Origin of the sequence: Paenimyroides ummariense, assembly GCF_900115115.1 — a bacterium.
Classification (GTDB): Bacteria; Bacteroidota; Bacteroidia; order Flavobacteriales; family Flavobacteriaceae; genus Flavobacterium; species Flavobacterium ummariense.
In genome coordinates this window covers 89,504-113,245 of record NZ_FOVI01000007.1, presented here as the reverse complement: position 1 = coordinate 113,245, position 23,742 = coordinate 89,504, and the positions used below count along the sequence as shown (strand labels likewise).

21 protein-coding genes and 1 pseudogene are annotated in these 23,742 nt (G+C 34.5%); 21 read left to right on the top strand and 1 reads right to left on the bottom strand.

Going from position 1 to position 23,742, the window contains the following annotated elements:
- Nucleotides 1-7: 7 nt before the first annotated feature.
- The 15 genes and pseudogenes from BM253_RS07185 to BM253_RS07115 all read left to right on the top strand — a co-directional run bounded on the left by BM253_RS07185 (nt 8) and on the right by BM253_RS07115 (nt 17,162).
- Nucleotides 8-853 (top strand): hypothetical protein, encoded by an 846-nt coding sequence (locus tag BM253_RS07185; protein ID WP_091521461.1) that lies wholly within the window; start codon nt 8-10, stop codon nt 851-853.
- A gap of 54 nt (nt 854-907) precedes the next feature.
- Complete coding sequence (gene rimO, locus BM253_RS07180) at nt 908-2,224, top strand: 30S ribosomal protein S12 methylthiotransferase RimO (RefSeq protein WP_091521458.1); 1,317 nt, start codon at nt 908-910, stop codon at nt 2,222-2,224.
- 47 nt (nt 2,225-2,271) lie between these two features.
- Nucleotides 2,272-3,189, top strand: coding sequence for an AEC family transporter (locus BM253_RS07175; protein WP_091521454.1), 918 nt, complete (start codon nt 2,272-2,274; stop codon nt 3,187-3,189).
- Between the two features lie 82 nt (nt 3,190-3,271).
- Nucleotides 3,272-3,382, top strand: a pseudogene (locus BM253_RS17685) (class I SAM-dependent methyltransferase); the annotation flags it as partial.
- A 36-nt stretch (nt 3,383-3,418) separates the two neighbouring features.
- On the top strand, nt 3,419-3,598 hold the full coding sequence (locus BM253_RS17485) for a hypothetical protein (RefSeq protein ID WP_245758467.1): 180 nt from the start codon (nt 3,419-3,421) through the stop codon (nt 3,596-3,598).
- Nucleotides 3,599-3,845: 247 nt separating this feature from the next.
- Nucleotides 3,846-4,265: a transposase-like zinc-binding domain-containing protein gene (locus tag BM253_RS07165; RefSeq protein ID WP_091521448.1), complete on the top strand. Its 420-nt coding sequence runs from the start codon at nt 3,846-3,848 to the stop codon at nt 4,263-4,265.
- 106 nt (nt 4,266-4,371) lie between these two features.
- Nucleotides 4,372-5,589, top strand: a complete 1,218-nt coding sequence (locus BM253_RS07160) for a hypothetical protein (RefSeq protein ID WP_091521445.1) — start codon at nt 4,372-4,374, stop codon at nt 5,587-5,589.
- 27 nt (nt 5,590-5,616) lie between these two features.
- Entirely contained in the window at nt 5,617-7,161 is a 1,545-nt protein-coding gene (locus tag BM253_RS07155) for an MFS transporter (RefSeq protein WP_091521441.1), read from the top strand.
- Nucleotides 7,162-7,167: 6 nt separating this feature from the next.
- Complete coding sequence (locus tag BM253_RS07150; protein ID WP_091521438.1) at nt 7,168-7,392, top strand: DUF6814 family protein; 225 nt, start codon at nt 7,168-7,170, stop codon at nt 7,390-7,392.
- A gap of 312 nt (nt 7,393-7,704) precedes the next feature.
- Entirely contained in the window at nt 7,705-10,389 is a 2,685-nt protein-coding gene (locus BM253_RS07140) for a sensor histidine kinase (protein ID WP_091521433.1), read from the top strand.
- Nucleotides 10,386-10,748, top strand: a complete 363-nt coding sequence (locus BM253_RS07135; protein WP_091521430.1) for a response regulator transcription factor — start codon at nt 10,386-10,388, stop codon at nt 10,746-10,748. The genes BM253_RS07140 and BM253_RS07135 overlap by 4 nt, the downstream gene beginning before the upstream one ends.
- A gap of 146 nt (nt 10,749-10,894) precedes the next feature.
- A complete protein-coding gene (locus tag BM253_RS07130) occupies nt 10,895-12,778 on the top strand; it encodes an AMP-binding protein (protein WP_091521428.1) in 1,884 nt (627 codons plus the stop codon).
- A 25-nt stretch (nt 12,779-12,803) separates the two neighbouring features.
- On the top strand, nt 12,804-14,711 hold the full coding sequence (gene acs, locus BM253_RS07125; protein WP_091521424.1) for an acetate--CoA ligase: 1,908 nt from the start codon (nt 12,804-12,806) through the stop codon (nt 14,709-14,711).
- 753 nt (nt 14,712-15,464) lie between these two features.
- A complete protein-coding gene (locus BM253_RS07120; RefSeq protein WP_177205745.1) occupies nt 15,465-16,346 on the top strand; it encodes an SDR family oxidoreductase in 882 nt (293 codons plus the stop codon).
- A gap of 30 nt (nt 16,347-16,376) precedes the next feature.
- Nucleotides 16,377-17,162: a hypothetical protein gene (locus BM253_RS07115; RefSeq protein WP_091521421.1), complete on the top strand. Its 786-nt coding sequence runs from the start codon at nt 16,377-16,379 to the stop codon at nt 17,160-17,162.
- A 150-nt stretch (nt 17,163-17,312) separates the two neighbouring features.
- Here the strand turns inward: BM253_RS07115 and BM253_RS07110 are convergent, their stop codons facing one another.
- Nucleotides 17,313-18,227, bottom strand: coding sequence for a phosphatase PAP2 family protein (locus tag BM253_RS07110; RefSeq protein WP_091521418.1), 915 nt, complete (start codon nt 18,225-18,227; stop codon nt 17,313-17,315).
- A gap of 241 nt (nt 18,228-18,468) precedes the next feature.
- Between BM253_RS07110 and BM253_RS07105 the strand changes: the two genes are divergently transcribed.
- The 6 genes from BM253_RS07105 to BM253_RS07080 all read left to right on the top strand — a co-directional run bounded on the left by BM253_RS07105 (nt 18,469) and on the right by BM253_RS07080 (nt 23,647).
- Nucleotides 18,469-19,239 (top strand): ParA family protein, encoded by a 771-nt coding sequence (locus BM253_RS07105; protein WP_091521415.1) that lies wholly within the window; start codon nt 18,469-18,471, stop codon nt 19,237-19,239.
- Nucleotides 19,240-19,241: 2 nt separating this feature from the next.
- Nucleotides 19,242-20,147, top strand: a complete 906-nt coding sequence (locus BM253_RS07100) for a ParB/RepB/Spo0J family partition protein (protein WP_091521412.1) — start codon at nt 19,242-19,244, stop codon at nt 20,145-20,147.
- Between the two features lie 74 nt (nt 20,148-20,221).
- Entirely contained in the window at nt 20,222-20,713 is a 492-nt protein-coding gene (locus tag BM253_RS07095; RefSeq protein WP_245758466.1) for a DUF5683 domain-containing protein, read from the top strand.
- A gap of 2 nt (nt 20,714-20,715) precedes the next feature.
- The gene (dapB, locus tag BM253_RS07090; protein WP_091521405.1) at nt 20,716-21,417 is read left to right on the top strand and encodes a 4-hydroxy-tetrahydrodipicolinate reductase; all 702 of its coding nucleotides are present in this window, start codon (nt 20,716-20,718) and stop codon (nt 21,415-21,417) included.
- Between the two features lie 41 nt (nt 21,418-21,458).
- Nucleotides 21,459-23,030 carry a signal peptidase I gene (lepB, locus tag BM253_RS07085; protein WP_091521402.1) on the top strand — a complete coding sequence of 524 codons (1,572 nt, stop codon included), beginning with the start codon at nt 21,459-21,461 and terminating at the stop codon, nt 23,028-23,030.
- Entirely contained in the window at nt 23,030-23,647 is a 618-nt protein-coding gene (locus BM253_RS07080) for a WbqC family protein (protein WP_091521400.1), read from the top strand. Before lepB ends, BM253_RS07080 begins: the two co-directional genes overlap by 1 nt.
- Nucleotides 23,648-23,742: the final 95 nt, after the last annotated feature.

The following is a 23,742-nucleotide window of genomic DNA, read 5'->3' as shown; positions in this document are numbered from 1 at the left end:
AGTAATAATGAAAACGCTACACAAACTGCTTTTGTTAAGCGGTTTAACTTTAATTAATGTGCATTCTTCTTTTGGGCAGGAAGTTACCACAAACCCTTATACATCAACCAACAAAGGAAAAATATTTGTTTACTGGGGCGGAAACCGCGGTTATTATTCAAATTCTGACATTCATTTTAAAGGAGACGATTTTGATTTTACCGTGAAAGATGCTACTGCACACGACAAACCAAAAGGCTGGCACGTAGATTATATAAACCCGACAAAAATGACCATTCCGCAGACTAATTTGCGTGTGGGATATTTCATCTCAGATAATTATAGTGTTTCTATTGGTGTTGATCACATGAAATACGTAATGACACAAAACCAAGAAGCAACTGTTACAGGTACTTACCCAAACGAAGGTACTTATGGTGAAGTGCTTCCAAACGGAAAAACCAAATTGACCGAAGATTTTTTAATGTTTGAACATACCGATGGTTTAAATTATGTAAATGCAGAAATTGCGCGCCACAAAGATTTCTCCAAATATTTAGGTATTACAAATACCGATAAAATTCAGTTTAACGGATTGGTTGGTGTGGGCGCAGGAGTTTTATATCCAAAAACAAACGCAACCGTTTTAGGGCGTGAACGTCACGACGATTTTAAAGTTGCCGGCTGGGGTGTTTCTGCAAAAGCTGGTGTAAATGCTACCTTTCTTAAGCACTTTTTTATTCAGTATGAGTGGAAATTTGGTTATATCGATATTACAAAAGCTCCGATTATCTTAAACAATAATGCCTATGCGTCGCATCATTTTACATTTAATCAAGGGATATTTGCGGTAGGCGGTATTTTTAAACTGTAATTAACGTTTTAATAGAAATTAAAAACGTAATTTTGCATCCTCAATTTTAAATCTATGAGAACTAAATCTTTAAAGAAAAATAAAATCAACGTTGTTACCCTTGGATGTTCTAAAAATGTTTACGACAGTGAAGTTTTAATGGGACAGTTAAAGGCAAGCGGTAAAGATGTTACCCACGAAGCTGCCAATAACGAAGCAAATATCGTGGTAATTAACACCTGTGGTTTTATTAACAATGCAAAGGAAGAATCTGTAAACACGATTTTAGATTATGTAGACAGAAAAGAACAAGGTTTAGTGGATAAAATTTTTGTAACCGGATGTTTATCTGAACGATACAAACCAGATTTAGAGGCAGAGATTCCAGATGTGGATCAGTATTTTGGAACCACCGAATTACCTTTACTTTTAAAAGCATTAGGTGCCGACTATAAGCACGAATTATTAGGCGAACGTTTAACTACGACACCTAAAAATTACGCTTATCTCAAGATTTCTGAAGGATGTGATCGTCCGTGTTCGTTTTGTGCAATACCATTAATGCGCGGAAAACATGCTTCACAACCAATTGAAAAATTGGTTAAAGAAGCAGAAAATTTGGCAAAAGACGGTGTAAAAGAGTTGATTTTAATTGCGCAAGATTTAACCTATTATGGGTTAGATCTGTACAAAAAACGTAACCTTGCAGAATTGCTTGAAAACCTTGTAAAGGTTGATGGAATAGAGTGGATTCGTTTACACTACGCCTTCCCTACCGGATTTCCGATGGATGTTTTGGAATTGATGAAACGCGAGCCAAAAATCTGTAATTACATCGATATTCCGTTACAGCATATTGCAGACAACGTTTTAAAATCAATGCGTCGCGGAACAACTTATGCAAAAACCACGCAGCTTTTAAAAGATTTTAGAGCGGCAGTTCCAGGAATCACCATTCGCACAACTTTAATTGTAGGATATCCTGGTGAAACCCAAGAAGATTTCGAAATTCTTAAAAACTGGGTAAAAGAAATGCGTTTTGAGCGTTTAGGTTGTTTTACATACTCGCACGAAGAAAACACGCACGCTTATTTGTTAGAAGACGATGTACCTGCCGATGTTAAACAAGATCGTGCAAACGAAATTATGGACATTCAGGCTCAGATTTCATGGGATTTAAATCAAGAGAAAATTGGAAAAACATTCCGTTGCATTATCGACAGAAAAGAAGGAAACAATTTTATTGCAAGAACCGAATTTGATTCACCCGATGTTGATAACGAAGTACTAATTGATGCATCAAAATATTACCTAAAAACAGGCGAATTTGTAGATATTGAAATTTATGACGCCACTGAATTTGATTTATACGGTACACCTGTATCTAAATAAAAACAAAACCGAAAGTGCATCTTTCGGTTTTTTATTGATTTAAAACTATGTCAAGTATCATTCTACTTTTTCTTTGTTTATTTATTGGTATCGCTATACAGCGCATAAAAAACTTTCCAAAAAATACCGCAACCGTACTGAATCAATACATATTATTTGTAGCATTGCCGGCAATGGCATTACATTATTTGCCCAAAATAAAATTAAGTTGGGATTTACTTTTACCGGCATCTGTAGCTTGGATTGCTTTTGGTTTATCGTTTTTACTATTTAATTTTCTGGGTAAGATTTATAACTGGTCAAAAAAACTTACAGGCTGTTTAATCATAACCTCGGGATTGGGAAATACATCTTTTGTAGGAATTCCGATCATTCAGGCTTTATATGGTGAAGAAGGTTTAAACACATTAATAATTGTTGATTTACCGGGAACATTCGTAGTACTTTCAACCGTAGGAGTTTTGGTAGCAACCATGTATTCCAACCAAAAAGGAACAGGCGAATCGATCCTAAAAAAAATGTTCCGCTTCCCTCCTTTATTGGCATTTTTAGTCGGATTGACAATGGTTTTATTTCAAATTGATTTCCCGGATGCGTTAAGTACCACTTTTAAGCAATTATCGGCAACCATATCGCCAGTAGCATTAATTTCAGTTGGATATCAACTAAAATTTAAAACTTATGGCAAGCACTTTAAATTTTTGATATTAGGATTATCTTTCCAGCTAATTATACTTCCATTTGTGATTTTAGCTTTGTTCTATTTTTTATTGGGAAAAACCGATTTAGCAACCAAAGTTTGTATCATTGAAGCTGCCATGGCGCCCATGATTACCGGAGCAATACTCGCATCAACCCACGGCTTAAAACCCGAATTAAGCAATATGATGGTTGGTTACGGAATTCCGCTATCGTTTATAACTATTGCCGGTTGGTATTTTGTTGTGGAGTTTTTGTTGGGGTAAAGTTTCACAAATTATATAACTGACTTTTAATTTTTCTTTTCACAGGATTCATTAAATGCGTATAAATCATAAAATGTAATTTATTTTTTTTGATGATGCAGGCTTCGATAAGATTTTCACAGTCAATACACTCTATTTCTGGCAAAAACCAGATTCGCTTTTAAATGAAATTCATCGGGTTTTGAAACCAAACGGTATTTTCGCATTAACTTTCGCAGATAAATCGTTTATGGAAAAACTCCCTTTTACACCTTTTGGCTTCAACCTATACAGTTTAAAAGATGCAGAAGATTTATTACAGAAAAATCATTTCAAAATCATAGAAAGTATTTCACAAACCGAACAAGTTTCCAGCAAAACAAACGAAATGGTTAACCGTACTTTTTTTACGGTTTTGGTAAGGAGATAAAAACACGTTCGTTTGGTTGTAAAGTGGTTAAAGTTAAAGAATCAACCTTAATATTATATAATCGAACTTTATATATAGTCTTTTAATATTATACCCATCAATAATTATCTGTTTTTTATTGAAATAAATGTAAAATATCATTTAAAAATTTATAATATCTGTTTTTTTTATTTTGTTTTTATAAATAATTTTTATTTCATTTTTATATATTGTGCTAATTTAATATATTTATGCTAAAATAATATATATGAAACAAAGTTCATGCCCAAATTGTGGTTCAAATAGTTTTGTAAAGGCAGGTATTGTTAACGAACGTCAGCGTTTTAAGTGTAAAAAGTGCAACTATTTTTTTACTGTAAATAAGCTTGGAAAGCAGATTGATGATTATTATGTGAACAAAGCCTTGCAATTGTATTTAGAAGGTTTAACGTATCGCGAGATAGAACGAATTTTAGGGATTTCGCACGTTACAATCATGAACTGGGTAAAGAAATATAACATAAAACGTCCGTATAATTCAGAATATCATCCTACTTATAAAATATTAAATTCCAGTGAATTAAGTAAGTATTTCAGCGATCCTAAAAATGTGAAAGGATCTGGTGTAATTGTTACTGAATTGGGCGATAAGTTTATGCTGATAAAATGGGAGCGTTTTAAAGATTAATATATAAATTTAACAGTTATATATACTATTTTTTATCAAATCTAAAAAAAATAAGAAGTTCGTACTGCACACAAAACAAACCAAACAACAGTATAAGCTTTTTATTATGAAAAGAAAGATTTTATTAGGATTTGCCCTAGCTTTATTTTCTTCTCAAATGTTTTCACAAGCTGCACCAGATTACAACGGTGGTTTAAAAGTGAAATTGAACGAAGAAGGAAACAGCTATTTCAGGCTGATAACTTGGGCGCAGGTTCAGGCATCACATAATAACAGTGTTGCCGAAGATCAAAGTAAAACAAACTTTAATTTGCGCAGAGCCCGTTTAATTTTATATGCCCAAATTAGCGACGATTTTTTAATTCTTACCCACTTGGGTTTAAACAGTTTAAACGCCAATAATCTTACACCTACAGGAACTGGCGAAGGCTCACAATTTTTTCTTCACGATGTAACGGCACAATACAAAATAGCTAAAACGCATCATTTAGGTGGCGGATTACATTACTACAACGGAATTTCGCGTTTAAACAATCAGGGTACATTAAACTTTTTGACAATGGATAATAACCGACAGTCTTGGGCTACGTTGGGTTTGTCTGATCAATTTGCACGTCATTTAGGATTTTACGCAAAAGGTGAATTTGGAAAATTTCATTACCGCGTTTCAATTAACGATGCAATTACCAATAGTTTAGATGCTCGCGAAGCTGTCGCAAATCAAGCGGTTTATGGTGGAAGAAAATTATTGGGATCTAAAGATGCAGGTAAAACATACGCCGGTTATTTCGAATATAATTTCTTGGATATGGAATCGAACTTTTTGCCTTATAAAGTAGGAACTTATCTTGGTGCAAAAAAAGTATTCAATGTGGGAGCCGGATTTTTTACGCATCCATCGGGAGCTGCAATTCTTGAAAACAATGAAGTTAAAGGCGAAAACGTAAACATTTTTGCTGTTGATGCATTTTATGATGCGCCAATTGGCGAAAACGGTGCTGCTTTAACGGCTTATGCAACGTATCAAAACAACGATTACGGAACAAACTATCTGTACAACGCTTACGGAACGGGCAGTATGACGTATGGTCATGTTGGATATTTAATTCCGGCAACTATCGGTAAAAAAACAAAATTACAACCTTATACATCGGTTTCTTTGAACAGTTATGATGCTATAGACGACAATAGAAATATTTTTAATGTTGGAACAAACATCTACTTAAACGGAAACAATTCAAAACTTACCTTAGAATATTCGCACGAAGACTTCGGAGCAACAAAACGAGACATTGTAACACTTCAGGCAATGATCTATCTATAAAAAATCAACAAACTAAAACTATAAAATATGAATAATACCGAAACTAAGAAAAGTAGTATTTGGAGCGTAATTATGGCTTCATCTATGGGAACATTAATAGAATGGTACGACTTTTACATCTTTGGAAGTTTAGCAATTGTGCTATCAACAAAATTCTTCCCGTCTGATAATCCTACGGCTGCATTTTTATCAACCTTGGCAACTTTTGCTGCAGGATTCGTAGTACGTCCGTTCGGAGCCTTGTTTTTTGGACGATTGGGCGATTTAATCGGAAGAAAATATACCTTCATGGTAACGTTAATGTTAATGGGTGGTGCAACGTTTGTAATTGGTTGCGTACCAAGTTATGAATCTATTGGCTTTGTAGCTCCTGTTATTGTGTTGGTAATGCGTTTGTTACAAGGTTTAGCGCTTGGTGGCGAATACGGTGGTGCAGCAACCTATGTGGCAGAACATGCACCTAAGGGGCAGCGTGGTTTTTGGACATCGTGGATACAAACCACTGCAACTGTTGGTTTATTTATCTCGTTAATTGTAATTTTAATTACACGTTCGGTAATGACCGAAGAGCAGTTTGATCTTTGGGGATGGCGTGTACCTTTCTGGTTATCAATTGTAATGGTTTATATTTCGTACTTAATTCGTAAAAACATGAGCGAATCTCCGGAATTTGCTAAGGCGAAAAAAGAAGGAAAAACAAGTACCAATCCGTTAAAAGAAAGTTTTGGAAACCGTTACAACTTAAAATTTGTATTATTAGCACTTTTCGGGGCAACAATGGGTCAGGGTGTCATTTGGTACACGGGTCAGTTTTACGCCATGAGTTACATAAAAACCGTAATGTTTGTAGATTCTAATCAGGTAGATGGATTACTCGGTATCGCACTGCTCTTGGGAACGCCTTTCTTTGTTTTCTTTGGATGGTTGAGTGATAAAGTAGGAAGAAAACCTATATTATTAGCCGGTATGTTAATTGCAATTATTTCGTATCGACCAATTTATCGAGCAATGTATGCAAGTACCGATACCAATTTAAAAACCGAAATGGTTGACAAACGCATTGCTTCGGCAGAAATTAAAACAACAAATGCCGCATCAGATTCAATCTATAAAGTGAAAAAGTTTTATACCGATGGAACTGAATACAGCGAAACTACAACCGTTCATTTAAAAGATGGTGTGGCAAACATTACCGAAAAAGGAGATGTTGACAAACACGTAAAGAAAACAATGTTTATTACCAGTTCAATAAAATGGAAATTAGTGTTTTTGGTTTTTGTACAAGTTTTATTTGTAACTATGGTTTATGGACCAATTGCAGCGTTCTTGGTTGAAATGTTCCCGGTTAAAATTCGATACACATCAATGTCGTTACCTTATCACATTGGAAATGGTATTTTTGGAGGATTGTTACCTGCAATATCAACTTATTTCGTGGCAAATGCAGAAAAAACAGGTCATTCGGAATTTTTCTTGGAAGGATTGTGGTATCCAATAATAGTCGGGGCAATAAGTTTCGTCATCGGATTCATCTACATCAATAAAAAAGTTACTAAATACAGCGATAAATAAAATATTATGGAAGCAATAAAAAAAATATTAGGAATTGTATGGATCTTATTAGGTGTTGTTACCGCGTATCTTATGATTCAATTTGGTTATCCGCGTTTAATGTCGGGCACACAAGACGGAATCGTTTTTGGAATTATTATTCTTTTTGTGTTAATGCCATTAATTACGTTAGGTTTAATTGTTTTTGGGTACTACGCACTATGCAATGAATACAGCGATAAAAAGCTGTAAGCGTAAGTATTATTTTAATTTTTTGGATGAGAAGAACAGTGCAAAATGTACTGTTCTTTCTTTGTTTTTATAAAATGTAAAGATCAGTTTTGAAATAAACCTTAAATTGTTCTATATTTAGTTCTATGAAAAAAAGACACAAACAAAAATTCCTTTTGATTTCACTGTTTTTGCTTATGGTACTTAACGTGCCTATGGTTTTTATGTTTAATCATAAAGCAGCTGTTTTAGGAATTCCGGTGTTTTATTTCGCCATTTTTGTTATTTGGCTATTGGTAATTGTATGGTCTTATTACACGCTAAAAAAATATTATGAATAACTATTTACTGGTCATAATCATACTAGTTTATTTTGGTGTTTTATTTTTAATTGCGCTTTGGTCCGATAAAAATGTAAACAGCAAATGGGTGAACAACCCTTATGTTTACAGTCTTTCTTTAGGTGTTTATTGTTCTGCCTGGACGTATTACGGAAGTGTGGGCATTGCAGCAACAAGCGGAATTAGTTTTCTTACAACTTATTTAGGACCTGTAATTGCAGCGCCTTTGTGGGTTTATGTTTTACGAAAGATCCTACGAATTGTTAAGTATCAAAAAATATCATCAATAGCCGATTTTATTGCACTTCGTTACGGAAATCACCGGTTTATTGGCGCATTGGTAACAGTGATTTGTTTGTTAGGAATTATTCCGTACATATCATTACAGTTAAAAGCGATATCAGAAACCTTTCAAATTATTACCAACGAAACCAATGTTAAACGCATTTTTCTTTTTGAAGATACCACTTTTTACATTGCCGTTTTAATTGCACTTTTCGCTACTTTTTTCGGAACACAAACTACTGATACAACCGATAAACGCCGTGGAATAGTTTTCATCGTTGCAATTGAATCATTAGTTAAATTATTGATTTTTATTATAATTGGCGTTTACGTAACCTTTTTTATTTACGATGGAACTACCGATTTGTTTCAACAAGCAAACACTTCGTTTGATGTTTACAAACTAAGTACCATTAGCAGTTTAACCGAAGGTGTGAACATGTTTTATATGATCGCTATTTCGTTTATTGCAATTTTTCTGTTGCCGCGTCAGTTTCAAATGAGTGTGGTTTCAAACGATCGCGAATATCATTTAAAAACTGCCATTTGGTTGTTTCCGTTGTACCTTTTGCTCTTCAATTTGTTTGTGATTTATATTGCATGGGCAGGAAATTTAAATTTTGATTCATCAGCAGTAAACCCTGATTATTACACTTTATTATTACCCTTAAAATACGATTCGTTTTGGTTGGCATTATTGGTTTTTATTGGTGGTTTATCGGCAGTAATTTCAATGGTGGTAGTTTCAACCGTAGCGTTATCAAACATGGTGAGTAACTCGCTAATTATTCCTTACGGATTTCTAGACACCTTCAACAAAAATAATCCCGAAGAAAACACTAAATACATCAAAAACATACGTCGGTTTTCAATTTTTACACTGATTATTCTGGCTTATATCTTCTATTTTAATTTTTCAATCGAAATCACGTTGTTTTCAATCGGATATATTTCTTTCGTTATAATTGCACAGCTGGCTCCATCGTTTTTTATTGGAATGTTTTGGACAAAAGGGAATTCGTTTGGTGCTATTTTAGGAATTTCCTCAGGATTTCTTGTGGTAGTTTATACACTAATTGTCCCTTTTATTTGCGATGCTATTTTTAATAATTATCATTTTACCGAAAATGGTCCGTTTGGCATTGCTTTGTTAAAACCTTACAATTTATTCGGATTAAACTTTTTAACACCCACAACCAACGCTTTTTTCTGGAGTATGACGGTGAATGTGGTGATGTATTTGGTAGGATCTATGTATGTGAAAGGCACTTACCGCGAACGAAATTATGCCGAACTTTTTGTATCGAACTCTAATGATTTTGCCTTGTTTTCAGAAACAGCTTACGTTTGGAAAGGCGAGGCGTATATTGCTGATATCCGTAATGTTTTAGAAAAATTTTTAGGAATTGAAAAAACAAACCGAGCCATAAATTTATTCTTCGCTAAGAATAAAATCCCAAAAAATACCGTAAAAGCCGATGCTAAATTTATCAACTTTTCAGAAAAACTACTTACAGGAATCATTGGCAGTACATCGTCTAAAATATTAATTAGCAATGTAATAAAAGAACAACCTGTTAGCTTAACCGAGATCTTAAAAATTTTGGAAGAAAGCAAAGAAACCTTAAGCAATAATAAGTTTTTAAAAGAAAAGTCGGATCAGTTAATCAGATTAACGCAAGAATTAAAATCGGTAAACGAAGAATTGGTTTTAAAAGATCAGCAAAAAGACGATTTCCTTGATACTGTCGCGCACGAATTAAAAACGCCAATTACTGCAATTAAATCATCGGCAGAAGTTTTGATGTTTGATGATGAAATGCCGGCTGATTTAAAACAAAAATTCTTAAACAATATTGTTGACGATACCAACCGACTTACAAAATTGATTAACAACATTTTAGACTTAGAAAAACTGGCGAATGGTCGAGAACAGCTCGATATTTCTAACAACAATATTCAAGAAACCGTTTTAAAAGCCATTCATTTTGTAGAACAATCGGCGGCAGACAAGCAAATTGTAATTAAAAATAATGTTAAATCTTTATTTTTTAGGTATGATGACGACCGTATTTTACAAGTTTTTAGTAACTTGCTTACCAATGCAATCAAGTTTGTAGAACGGCAAACCGGACTTATAGAATTAAACCTTAAAGAAGATACTAATTTTGTTTATATTTCTGTGGAAGATAACGGAAAAGGTATTCCCGAAGAAGATTTTGAATATATATTCGACAAGTTTTATCAGTCTAAAAATCAAACAACTAAAAAACCTGTCGGCAGTGGTTTTGGGTTATCAATTTGCAAACATATTGTAGAAAGTCACAAAGGAATTATTTGGGTGGAACAAAAAAGTAAAGGCGTACGTTTCTTTGTAAAATTACCAAAATGAAAAAGATTTTAATTGTTGATGACGAACCAAATATTGTAATGTCTTTAGAATATGCTTTACAAAAAAACGGCTTTGAGGTTTTTGTAGCCAGAGACGGTCAGGAAGCTTTGGATATTTTAAAAAAGAAAGTGCCCGATTTGGTTTTGTTAGATATTATGATGCCAAATGTTGACGGGTACGAAACATTGCAAAGAATAAAAGAGAACGAAAAATTAGCAGCTGTAAAAGTGCTTTTTCTTTCGGCTAAAAATAAACCTGCAGATATAGAAAAAGGCTTGCAGTTGGGTGCTGCAGGTTATGTAACCAAACCTTTTTCGCTTAAAAAAATGATCACTGAAATCAATGAATTGCTTAGTTAAGTTTGTTTTGTGTGCAAAATAAAAACACGTTTAACTAAATGATATGATCTTCAGATAAAAACTTCTTTCACGTGCTAAATTCTTAGTGCAAGAACTTCTTATCTTAATTTTTATCGTTTTAATAATAACTTTTTTACTGTATTTGTATGGAAGTATATCACGATTTTTACAAAAGAAGTATCGAAAATCCAGCAGACTTTTGGAAAGCACAAACACAAAAAATTGCTTGGAAAAAATTTCCCGAAACAATTTTGTCTCACCACAATAATTATCCGCAATGGTTTGCAGACGGTAAATTAAATATGAGTTATCTGTGTATCGACAAGCATATTGAAGAAGGTTATGGCGAAGAAATTGCCGTAATTTACGATTCGCCTGTTACCAACAGAAAACGCAACATTACTTTTAATGAGTTGTATTCTGAAGTTGCGCGTTTAGCCGGCGGATTGAAAAAGTTAGGCGTACAAAAAGGCGATACTGTTTTAATTTACATGCCAATGATTCCGCAGGCAGTTTTTTCAATGTTGGCTTGTGCACGTTTAGGCGTAACACACACGGTAGTTTTTGGTGGTTTTGCACCTAACGAATTGGCTGTTCGTATTAATGATTGCAAGCCAAAGGTTATTTTAACAGCATCAAGCGGTGTAGAAGTAGATCGTATTTTACCTTACAAACCTTTTGTAGATCAGGCAATAGAAATTGCCGAACACAAACCGGAACATGTAATTTTATTTAAACGACTTTTAGGAGCAATTGTTCCAGATAAAGAATACGATATCGATTATAAATCGTTAGTAGCTGCATCAAGCGAAGCAGAACCGGTTATTGTAGAAGCGAATCATCCGTTGTATGTGTTGCACACTTCGGGTACTACGGGCAAACCTAAAGGTATTGTGCGCGATACCGGCGGTTATGCAACTGCGTTAAAATTCAGCATGGAATATATCTACAATGTAAAACCGGGCGAAGTTTTTTGGGCAGCAAGCGATGTTGGTTGGGTTGTTGGGCACAGCTTTATTGTGTATGGTCCGTTGCTTAACCGAAATACATCAGTTCTTTTTGAAGGAAAACCAATTAAAACACCCGATGCTTCTGCTTTTTGGCGAATTATCAGCGAACATAACGTAAAATCGGTTTTTGCTGCACCAACGGCAATTCGCGCTATTCGTAAAGAAGATCCCGAAGCCAAATTAATGAGCGGATACGATGTCTCGTGCTTAAATTATTTCTTTTTAGCGGGCGAACGAAGCGATACTGCTACGGTAGCATGGCTTAATCAAAAAATAAACCGACCAGTAATTGATCATTGGTGGCAAACAGAATCGGGCTGGCCAATGGCATCGATCATGACTAAGGTTGATGATGCCAATATTAAATACGGATCGGTTGCGAAACCTGTTTGTGGTTTTAATATTCAAATTGTCGATGAAGAAGGAAATCAACTTCCTGATAATAAAGAAGGATTTGTAGTAGTAAAATTACCCTTACCACCAGGAACACTAATGGGAATTTGGAATAACGAAGAACGCTTTTTCTCGGGATATTTAGAACAAATAGATGGTTTTTATTTTACGGGCGACGGTGGTTTTAAAGATGCCGATGCATACATTTATATAACCGGTAGGGTTGATGATGTAATTAACGTAGCCGGTCACCGATTATCAACCGCCGAAATGGAAGAAGTAATTTCATCGCACAACACAGTAACAGAATGTGCTGTTTTTGGAATTCACGACGAAATTAAAGGGCAAACTCCATTAGCATTAATAGTCACAAAAGCAGGTAACGATATTGCAGAATCGGTTATAGAACAAGAAATAATCACCAAAATAAGATCAAGTATAGGTGCTATTGCTACTTTAAAACGAGTAATTGTTGTAGATCGTTTACCAAAAACACGTTCAGGCAAAATATTGCGAAAATTATTGCGCGATATGGCAGATAAAAAAAAGTACACCATACCATCAACAATCGATGATCCTGAAATCATAAGCGAAATTTTACACGTATATAAACAACATAAAATCTAATTAATAAACATCAAAAAATTTAATCATGAGTAATTATCACATTAAACATTTCGAAGAATACTTTCATATCTATAGAAAATCAATTAATAACCCTGAAGGTTTTTGGGAAGAATTGGCAGAAGAGCACTTTGTATGGCATAAAAAATGGAACAATATTTTAAGTTGGAATTTTGAAACGCCCGAAGTAAAATGGTTTGAAGGAGCAAAACTGAATGTTGCAGAAAACTGTGTAGATCGTCATTTAAGAACACGTGCCAACAAAACGGCAATTTTGTTTGAACCTAACAATCCTAACGAACCTGCACAACACATAACGTATCAAGAATTGTATCACCGTGTTTGTAAAATGGCAAATGTTTTAAAGCAGCAAGGTGTAAAAAAAGGCGATCGCGTTTGTATTTATTTACCTATGATTCCAGAATTGGCCGTTTCTTTGCTGGCTTGTGCACGTATTGGTGCGATACATTCTGTGGTGTTTGCAGGGTTTTCATCATCGGCATTAGAAGCTCGTATTTCCGACTCGTCTTGTAAAGTTGTAATTACTTCCGATAAATCGTATCGCGGCTCAAAAACCATCAATCTTAAAGAAATTGTCGATGAAGGCGTGAAAAATTGTCCATCGGTAGAAAAAATCTTGGTGGTACAACGTGTCGATGGTCAGGTGGAAATGCAGGAAGGACGGGATTTATGGATTCAATCTTTATTAGATGCAGCCGATGCAGATTGCCCGATTGAAATTATGGATGCCGAAGATCCGTTGTTCATTCTATATACCTCAGGTTCAACCGGAAAACCAAAAGGAATGGTGCATACATCGGCAGGTTACATGGTTTATGTGGCATATACTTTTAAAAATATTTTTCAGTACAGAGAAAACGATGTGTATTGGTGTACTGCCGATATAGGGTGGATTACGGGTCACAGTTACATTGTTTACGGTCCGTTGGCAAATGGCGCAACCACTGTTTTGTTTGAAGGTGTGCCGAGCTACCCTAATTTTGGTCGTTTTTGGGAAACTATTGAAAAGCATAAAGTTTCAATTTTTTACACGGCGCCAACTGCTATTCGTTCATTAGCAAAAGAAAGTTTAGAATATGTAGAAAAATATGATTTGTCGTCGTTAAAAGTTTTAGGGTCTGTTGGTGAACCAATTAATGAAGAAGCATGGCACTGGTATAACGATAATATCGGTAAAAAACACAGCCCAATTGTTGATACCTGGTGGCAAACAGAAACCGGTGGAATTTTAATTTCTCCAATTCCGTTTGTAACGCCAACCAAACCAACCTATGCAACGTTGCCATTTATTGGTATTCAGCCTGCTTTAATGGACGATCAAGGCGAGGAATTAAAAGGAAATCAGGTAGAAGGCAGGTTGTGTATTAAGTTTCCGTGGCCTGGAATTGCCCGAACTATTTGGGGCAATCACGAACGATACAAAGAAACCTATTTCTCTACTTTTAAAGGAAAATATTTTACGGGCGATGGTGCTTTTAGAGATGAAGTGGGTTATTACCGAATCACAGGCAGGGTTGATGATGTAATTATTGTATCGGGACACAACTTAACCACAGCGCCAATTGAAGATGCTATTAACGAACATCCTGCGGTGGCAGAATCGGCTATTGTTGGTTTTGAACACAATATTAAAGGAAACGCGCTTTATGGTTTTGTTATGTTGAAAGAAACCGGTGAAGATCGCAACCAGGATAATTTACGAAAAGAAATTAACCAACAGATTTCCGATAAAATTGGACCAATTGCCAAACTGGATAAAATTCAGTTTGTTGAAGGTTTACCTAAAACACGTTCGGGAAAAATTATGCGTAGAATTTTAAGAAAAATTGCCAATAAAGATTTTTCAAATTTAGGCGATACAAGTACGTTGCTAAATCCAGAAATTGTGGAAAGCATTATTAAAGATGTGTTGTAATTAAATATAACCCCTTGCATTTAAAGTGAGGGGTTGTTTATTGTTTTAAGGTTATGGATACTTTTCTGTTTTTATGATGCTGTCTTGTTAAAAATTCCATCTTAACTCTTCTTCAATTTCTTCTTTTGTTGCTAACTGCCTTACTCTTTTCGTTAGTATTTTATTTTTAGGTAAAATTAAAGTAAAAGTTTCATCAGTAATACCCGAACAACCTTTACAAATGTCATAATCTTTGAAATTTTCTATCCAATTAGCATCATTTTTAATAATTTGCTTTAGTTTAAATAGTTGATTTCTTTCATGAGATTCATGAATTTGCTTAAAATGTAGGTTTTTTAAAAAAGTTTCATCTCGTTTATAATAATATTTATCATTAACATTTATAATAAGCTCATCTGGCGGACACTCACAATCAGCCGTGTTTACGATTTCAGCTAAAAATAAAGTATCATTTGGATAAGTATTTCTTAAGCTATCAATATAACTTTTATAATTACGTCTATACTTTTTATAATAATAGTAGTTAGATGTTCTATTTTTAAATAAAAACTTAATATCTCTTTGTAAATGGATATTCTTCTTTTACTAAATAAAATCTTTTCTTTACAGAACAAGATAAGAATAGAAAAACAAAAAATAGGGAAATCCTATTCCTGTATATGCATCTGTGGCAAAAAATTAAATCTGCTGTAAAAAAAACTTATATGCACGCATACTTTTTTGTATATTTACCTATCAACCAAATAATAAAGTATGGATTTTTCTCAGAAAATGTTACGCGACAATGCGTTAAACGATAAAGTTATTATTGTAACTGGCGGTGGCAGCGGTTTAGGTAAAGCCATGACCACCTATTTTTTAGAGTTAGGTGCAAAAGTTGCCATTACATCTCGCGATATTGAAAAACTACAAAATACAGCAACCGAATTAGAACAACAAACCGGCGGAGCATGTTTACCAATTGCTTGTGATGTTCGTCATTACGATCAGGTAGAAAGTATGCTACAACAAGTTTTATTGGCGTTTGGTAAAGTTGACGTTTTACTGAACAATGCGGCTGGTAACTTCATCTCTCCTACCGAACGTTTATCGGCAAATGCGTTTGATACCATTATAGATATTGTTTTAAAAGGCAGCAAAAATTGTACGCTTGCTTTAGGAAAACATTGGATTGACAGAGGCGAAAAGAACAAAACCGTTTTAAATATTGTTACAACGTATGCCTGGACAGGATCTGGTTATGTGGTGCCAAGTGCAACGGCAAAAGCCGGTGTGCTGGCAATGACACGCAGTTTAGCAGTTGAATGGGCAAAATACGGAATACGCATGAATGCCATTGCTCCGGGACCTTTCCCGACAAAAGGTGCTTGGGACAGATTGCTTCCAGGCGAATTAAAAGATCAGTTTGATATTACCAAACAAGTTCCGTTACGACGTGTAGGCGATCATCAGGAATTAGCGAATTTAGCTGCTTATCTGGTTTCCGATTTTTCTCAATACATCAACGGTGAAGTTGTTACTATCGATGGTGGTGAGTGGCTGCAAGGTGCCGGCGAATTTAATATGTTGGAAAATATCCCGAAAGAATTATGGGATATGCTGGAACAAATGATTAAAGCAAAAGGAAGTAAATAATGAGAAAATTCAAATCAACTTTTAAGGACTATGACTAAAGCTGAGTATGTAAAAAAAGGGAAATGTATTTGGTGTTTAAAAGTAAAGCCAGAAGTAGAGTTCTATACAAAACCACATACAATTCCTAAGACTTTAAACCCTAACAATATTGGATTTGATATTTGTGATTCATGTAATAACTATTTTGGCAGTGATGACAAATTAAGTAAAGTTACTTTTGCTATTGATAAAGTATTGAAAGAATTTTTTAATGTACACAAATTTCTTCTAATTAATAAAAAGGATTCGAATTCATGGAAAAATTTTAGATCTCAATTCTTCAGTTATTATCACACAAGTAAGACATTGAAAATTAATGTCGACTATATTAGAAATGCACCATATGCAAACGAACTAACAAGAAAATTTAAAAGAGGTATATATAACATTTTTCTTCAAGAATATCATAGAACCACTCAGCTTGGACTTGATAATAAATTTGAAAGAATAAGAGAGTTCGTAAGATTTGATAATGGGGAATTACCGTTATATTATTTAAAAAGTAATAACGGCATCAGATTAATGGGAGATTTAGAAGCTCCTTTTGAACTTTCCTTTAATGATAATGTACTTAAAACTTTAGAAGAATTTGGATATTACCATCTAAGCATGAACGGATTAAACTTCTTCATTGCAGCAACTAACAAAGCAGATTCTAATATGGAATACTTAATTAATCAAGGAAGAGAACTTATTGGTTCAGGTTTCGTGTATACAGGATTAATAGAATTGAAAAGATTAAACGAAATAGATTTTACACTTCGGAATTGGAAATAAAAATCTTGGACAATACAAATTTGCTGAAATATTGAATTAAAGCTATCTTTTAATAACTATTAATTGTTAACAATACTTAGCTTATTTTAAACTTTTAAATTATAAAAAAAGATTTCTACGGAATGACAAACTACACCAAAAAACATTCTTTTAAAAAGTCCCTATTAAACCAACGCCGTTACCTGTAAAAGAAAAATTCCATGTGATGTTTTTCTTTTGGTATTTTTCCCAAGGGTTTTCGTATTTGGTTTGTTCAAAACGTTTCATAACTGTTTTAGTACAAAAATAAGCCAGAACACCACCAAAAGCCACATCGCTTACCCAATGCGCGTTTGCGTACATTCTGCTTGCCATAGTTACCGCAGCACCTGTGTAAAAAAGTCCTTTTAACCAAGGTTGCTCTACCCTCTCAGCCAAAACAAACGCTGTTACAAAAGCTATTTGCGAATGCCCAGATGGAAAAGAACTAAAACCCGGATCGTTTCTAAAAGGTCTAAATTCGTAATTTCCTAAACCCTCGGTTGGTCGTGCCCTACCTACAATTTTTTTCATAGCCGTTTGCAAAACACCCGATGTTGCGTAAGCAGCTGTCAGTATCGCTGCCGTTTCCTTTGTCCATTCGTCATTAATAATCCAACCGGTTGCATAAAATCCACCAGCAACAATAACTGCAGCGTAAGGTTTTCCATTTCTATATCCAAACTCACCTAATTTATTGACAAATTTTCCCTGATCTCTAAACATAAATTCGTTCATGGGTTTATCTGCAAGCGATAACAATGCCGTTCCGCCCAAAGTAGCTCCAAAAGTCAGCAAGTCATTTTTATGCCAACGAACCGGCGATGAAAGTGTGTATAAAAAAGCATCGGTAATTCGTACAATATCCGGTGTTTTCTTGGGTATAGTGTATAGCGAATCGGTAAAAACTTCTGTTTCCGCTAAAGTATCTTTCGATAAATCATCTATTTCAAAAGTATTTCGTTCAACAATCAATGAATCTGTTTGCGAATAACAGCCTATTCCACTAACAAATAACACAATAAAAATCAATCTTTTAAAGTCCATTTTTATTTTTTAAGGATGCAAAGATAACGTACGAAACCGTTGTTTAAAAAAGCAACCGCAACGTATTAATGTTAATTTAACGCAAACTTAAACTATTTAGTGTGTTATGATAAATTGAATTTAAAGCATATACAAAAAGCTTAACAAAAATAGTTTCTAAAAGAAATGATAAAATAAAATAAGCATTTTTAGTTAAGATAATTAATTGTATTTTTACACTTCAAATTTTTGTAAAGAAAAAATGGGTAAAATCATTGCTATAGCGAATCAAAAAGGTGGTGTGGGAAAAACCACCACTTCTGTTAATTTAGCGGCATCGTTAGGTGCTTTAGAAAAGAAAGTGTTATTGATTGATGCCGATCCGCAAGCAAATGCCACATCTGGTTTAGGTATTGATGTTGAATCGGTTGAAGCAGGAACTTATCAAATTTTAGAACATACCGTAGCACCAGAAGATGCTGCGTTGGAATGTACTGCTCCGAATGTTGATTTAATTCCGGCGCATATTGATTTGGTTGCTATAGAAATTGAATTAGTAGATAAAGAAAATCGCGAGTATATGCTGAAACAGGCATTGGCTTCGATTAAAGAACAATACGATTATATTATTATTGACTGTGCTCCATCGTTAGGTTTGCTAACATTGAACGCTTTAACAGCTGCAGATTCTGTTGTGATACCTATTCAATGCGAATATTTTGCTTTGGAAGGATTAGGGAAATTATTGAATACCATTAAAAGTGTTCAGAAAATCCATAACCCGAATTTAGATATCGAAGGATTGCTTTTAACGATGTACGATTCTCGTTTACGTTTATCAAACCAAGTGGTTGACGAAGTTCAGAAACATTTTAACGATATGGTTTTTGAAACCGTTATTCAGCGTAACGTAAAATTAAGCGAAGCACCGTCTTTCGGTGAAAGTATTATTAATTACGATGCTGCAAGTAAAGGCGCAAGTAATTATTTAAGTTTGGCACAGGAAATTATCAAAAAAAATAGCAGCAACTAAAAATGGCAAAAGCAGTAAAAAGACAAGCAATGGGGCGTGGTTTATCGGCGCTGTTAAAAGATCCTACTAACGATATTAAGTCGATAGAAGATACAAATGCTGATAAAGTTGTTGGAAATATTATTGAGTTAGAATTAGATTTTATCAAGGTAAACCCTTTTCAGCCCAGAACAAATTTTAACGAAGAAACCTTAAAAGAACTAGCAACTTCTATTAAAGAATTAGGTGTTATACAGCCTATTACGGTTCGTAAGATTGATTTTAATAAGTACGAATTAATTTCGGGTGAGCGTCGTTTACGTGCATCAAAACTGGCTGGTTTACAAACCATTCCGGCATATATTCGTATTGCAAACGATAATGATTCATTGGTTATGGCTTTGGTTGAAAATATTCAGCGCCATGATTTAGATCCTATCGAAATTGCGATGTCATACCAACGATTGATCGATGAAATTCAGCTAACACAAGAGCAAATGAGCGATCGCGTTGGTAAAAAAAGATCGACTATTACCAATTATTTACGTTTGTTGCGTTTAGATCCTATCATTCAAAGCGGTATCCGCGACGGATTTATCTCTATGGGACACGGTAGAGCAATCATTAATATCGAAGATCACGAAGCACAGACAGATATCTACCATAAAATCATCAAAGAAAATTTATCGGTTCGCGAAACCGAAGCTTTGGTAAAAGCGTATCAGGAAGGTTTGCTGAATAATTCAAACAGTATTCCTAAAAAGAAAAAAATCTCGTACACGATTTCCGATTCGCAAAGAAAAATATTTACCGATTTTTTTGGTGCTAAAGTCGATGTAAAAATTGCAGCAAACGGTAAAGGTGCAATCAATGTACCTTTTCATTCGGCAGAAGATTTAGAACGAATCATTAAACTTTTAAACAAATAGTGTTTTCTAAGTTCTATATAATTGCTTGCTGCTTGTTTTTTGGAACTATTTGGGCACAAAACGATACCTTAAAAATGGTTCAACCCGAAATGCCCAAATTAACCGCACAGGCATTAAATCCTTTGGCTCCGGCTAAAGCAGCCTTTTATTCGGCAATTGTACCGGGTTTAGGGCAGTATTACAACAAAAGTTACTGGAAAATTCCGTTGGTTTATGGAGGAATGGGAACCAGCCTTTATTTTTACATCGATAACCAGAGAGCCTACACTCGTGCCCGCGACGAATACAAATTGCGCTTGCGAGGTATTGAGCGAACAGACAATCCAAAAGTAGGATCATACACACAAGATCAGTTGGTTACCGTGCAGCGAAATGCACAACGAAACCGCGATTTATCGTTATTTATTACTATTGGTCTTTATATTTTAAATATTGTTGATGCCAATGTAGATGCACATTTACAGCAGTTTAATGTAGATGAAGATCTTTCTTTTAAACCAAATTTAGAATACAATCCGCAAATCAACCAACACCACTTTAACGTTAACGTAAGTTACAGATTTTAATTATGAAAATAGCATTATTAGGCTACGGAAGAATGGGCAAAGAAATTGAAAAAATTGCCTTGGAACGTGGTCACGAAATAGTTTTAAGAAAAACAGAAGAAAACGATTACAGTGGATTGGAACATGCCGATGTGGCCATTGATTTCAGTATTCCAACAGCTGCAACAGAAAATATCAGTACGTGTTTTAACCATAACATTCCGGTAGTTTCGGGTACAACAGGTTGGTTAGAACATTACAACGATATGACGGCTTTATGCCAGGAAAAGAACGGAGCTTTTTTATATGGATCGAACTTTAGCGTAGGTGTCAATTTATTTTTTGAACTGAATTCGTATCTGGCGAAATTAATGTCGAATATTAAAGAGTATAATGTATCGATGGAAGAAATTCATCATACTCAAAAATTAGACGCGCCAAGCGGAACAGCCATTTCGTTAGCACAAGGAATCATTGCAGAAACAGATTACAAGCAATGGACAATGGATAACGCAAACGATAACGAGATTTATATCGATGCAAAGCGTATTGAAGATGTTCCGGGTACACACAGCGTTTTTTATAAATCAACTGTTGATGAAATAGAAATAAAGCATACCGCATTTTCTCGACAAGGTTTTGCTTTGGGTGCTGTAATTGCAGCCGAATGGATTTTAGGCAAAAAAGGCATCTTTACTATGAAAGATGTTTTGAATTTAGGTTAATTAGTCAAAAAAAATTACTTTCGTTAAAAAATATTTAGGTTATGACATTTACACAATGGTTTTTATTTTTCCTTGCAGTACAAGTGATTCACTTTTTAGGCACATGGAAATTATATGTAAAAGCAGGCAGAAAAGCATGGGAAGCAGCAGTACCTGTTTATAACGCAGTTGTTTTAATGCAGATTATTAACCGACCAAAATGGTGGGTTATTCTATTGTTTATTCCTATTGTAAACTTAATCATGTTTCCGGTTGTATGGGTTGAAACCTTACGCAGTTTCGGAAAAAATTCAACTGTTGATACCATTTTAGGCGTTGTAACTTTAGGCTTTTACGTATATTATGTGAACTATTTTGAGAATGTTACATATATACAAAACCGTAGCATAAAACCAAAAACCGAAGCTGGCGAAACCGTAAGTTCAATATTATTTGCAGTTGTTGTTGCAACCATTATACATACGTTTTTTATTCAGCCGTTTACTATACCAACATCCTCATTAGAGAAAACCTTATTGGTAGGCGATTTCTTGTTTGTAAGTAAAGTAAACTATGGCGCACGCGTTCCGCAAACTGCAATAGCTTTCCCAATGGTGCACGATACCATTCCGTTGGCAAAAGTAAAATCGTACAGTAAATTTCCGCAAATACCAGAAATGCGCTTTCCTGGTTTTGAAAAACCGGAACACAACGACATCATGGTTTTTAACTGGCCAATTGATACCGTATATATGTTTTTTGATCGCTCGGGAAGAAGAGCCGATAAACCTTTGGATAAAAAATCGAACTACGTTAAAAGAACCGTTGGTTTACCTGGCGATAATTTAGAGATTAAAGACGGTGTGGTTTATATCAACAACAAAGTATTAGATTTAGGAGATCGTGCAAAGATTCAGTATTCGTATAATGTTCTTACGAATGGAGATAATTCAGGGTTATTGAGTTTAATTAAAAAACATAACATTACTGACGGAGGTCAAAGTCCACAAAACCCAAATTATTTTATGCTATCCATGACTAACGAAGCATATAATGATTTTAAAACATTATCTTCTATTACAAAAATCGAAAAAGATACTCGATACGGATCAGAACTAAACATCAATGATAAATTAGCTATTTTCCCACATACAAAACCTTGGACTCGAGACAATTTAGGTCCGATCCATATTCCTGCAAAAGGCGAAGTGATTCAATTAACAACCGAAACGTTACCTTTTTACAAAGCCATTATTACCGATTACGAACATAATAAGTTAGAAGTTAAAAACGGATCAATTTTTATAAACGATCAACCTGCAACAACCTATACTATTCAGCAAGATTATTACTATATGATGGGAGACAACCGTCATAATTCAGAAGACAGCCGTTATTGGGGTTTTGTTCCTGCAGATCATATTGTAGGAAAACCTGTTTTCATCTGGATGAGTATGGATCCTAACGTGCCAATGAGTAAATTGTTCGATAAAATTCGTTGGGAGCGTTTGTTTACAACCGTTCACGGTACAGGCAAACCACATTCGTTCTTTATTTATTTCGTAGTTCTTTTAGCTGGCTGGGGAATTTATAGCTTCGTTAAAAAACGCAAGTCAAAAAAATATAATTATTAATGAGTATTTTAATACATCCCACCTATTTTCCATCGGTCAGTCATTTTGTAGCTATGCTTCAGGCTGATACCGTTGTTTTCGAGGCAGATGATAATTTCCAGAAACAAACAAACCGCAACCGTATGTATATTTATAGTGCAAACGGTTTGCAGTTGCTAAACATACCAGTGAAGCACAGTAAAGAAGATGTACACCAAAAATACCGCGATATTAAGATTGAAAACGATTTTAATTGGCAGAAACAACACTTTAAATCATTGGAAGCAGGTTACAGAACATCGCCTTATTTCGAGTTTTTTGAAGATGATATTCGTCCGATTTTTGAAAAGAAGCATTCTTTTTTAATGGATCTGAATTTAGAAATCCATGAAATTGTGACCGATTGTTTGGGAATTAAAATTCCGTACACAAAAACCGACGAATATTTTAAAGAACCTTCTCAAACCGATTTCAGATATCTGGCTAACGGTAAAAAAGACGAAAACGTTTTTGATAGTTATATTCAGGTTTTTAACGACAAACACGGTTTTTTAAATAATTTAAGCATTTTAGATTTGCTTTTTAACGAAGGCAGACACGCAGTTGATTATCTAAAAAAACAAATTTTAATAAAATAGAAGAGGAGATTTCAGATTGAAATCTCCTTTTTGTTTCTGTGCAAAACACTTATAAATTTGTTAAAAAGATTTTTTATAAAAATTTACTTCCTATT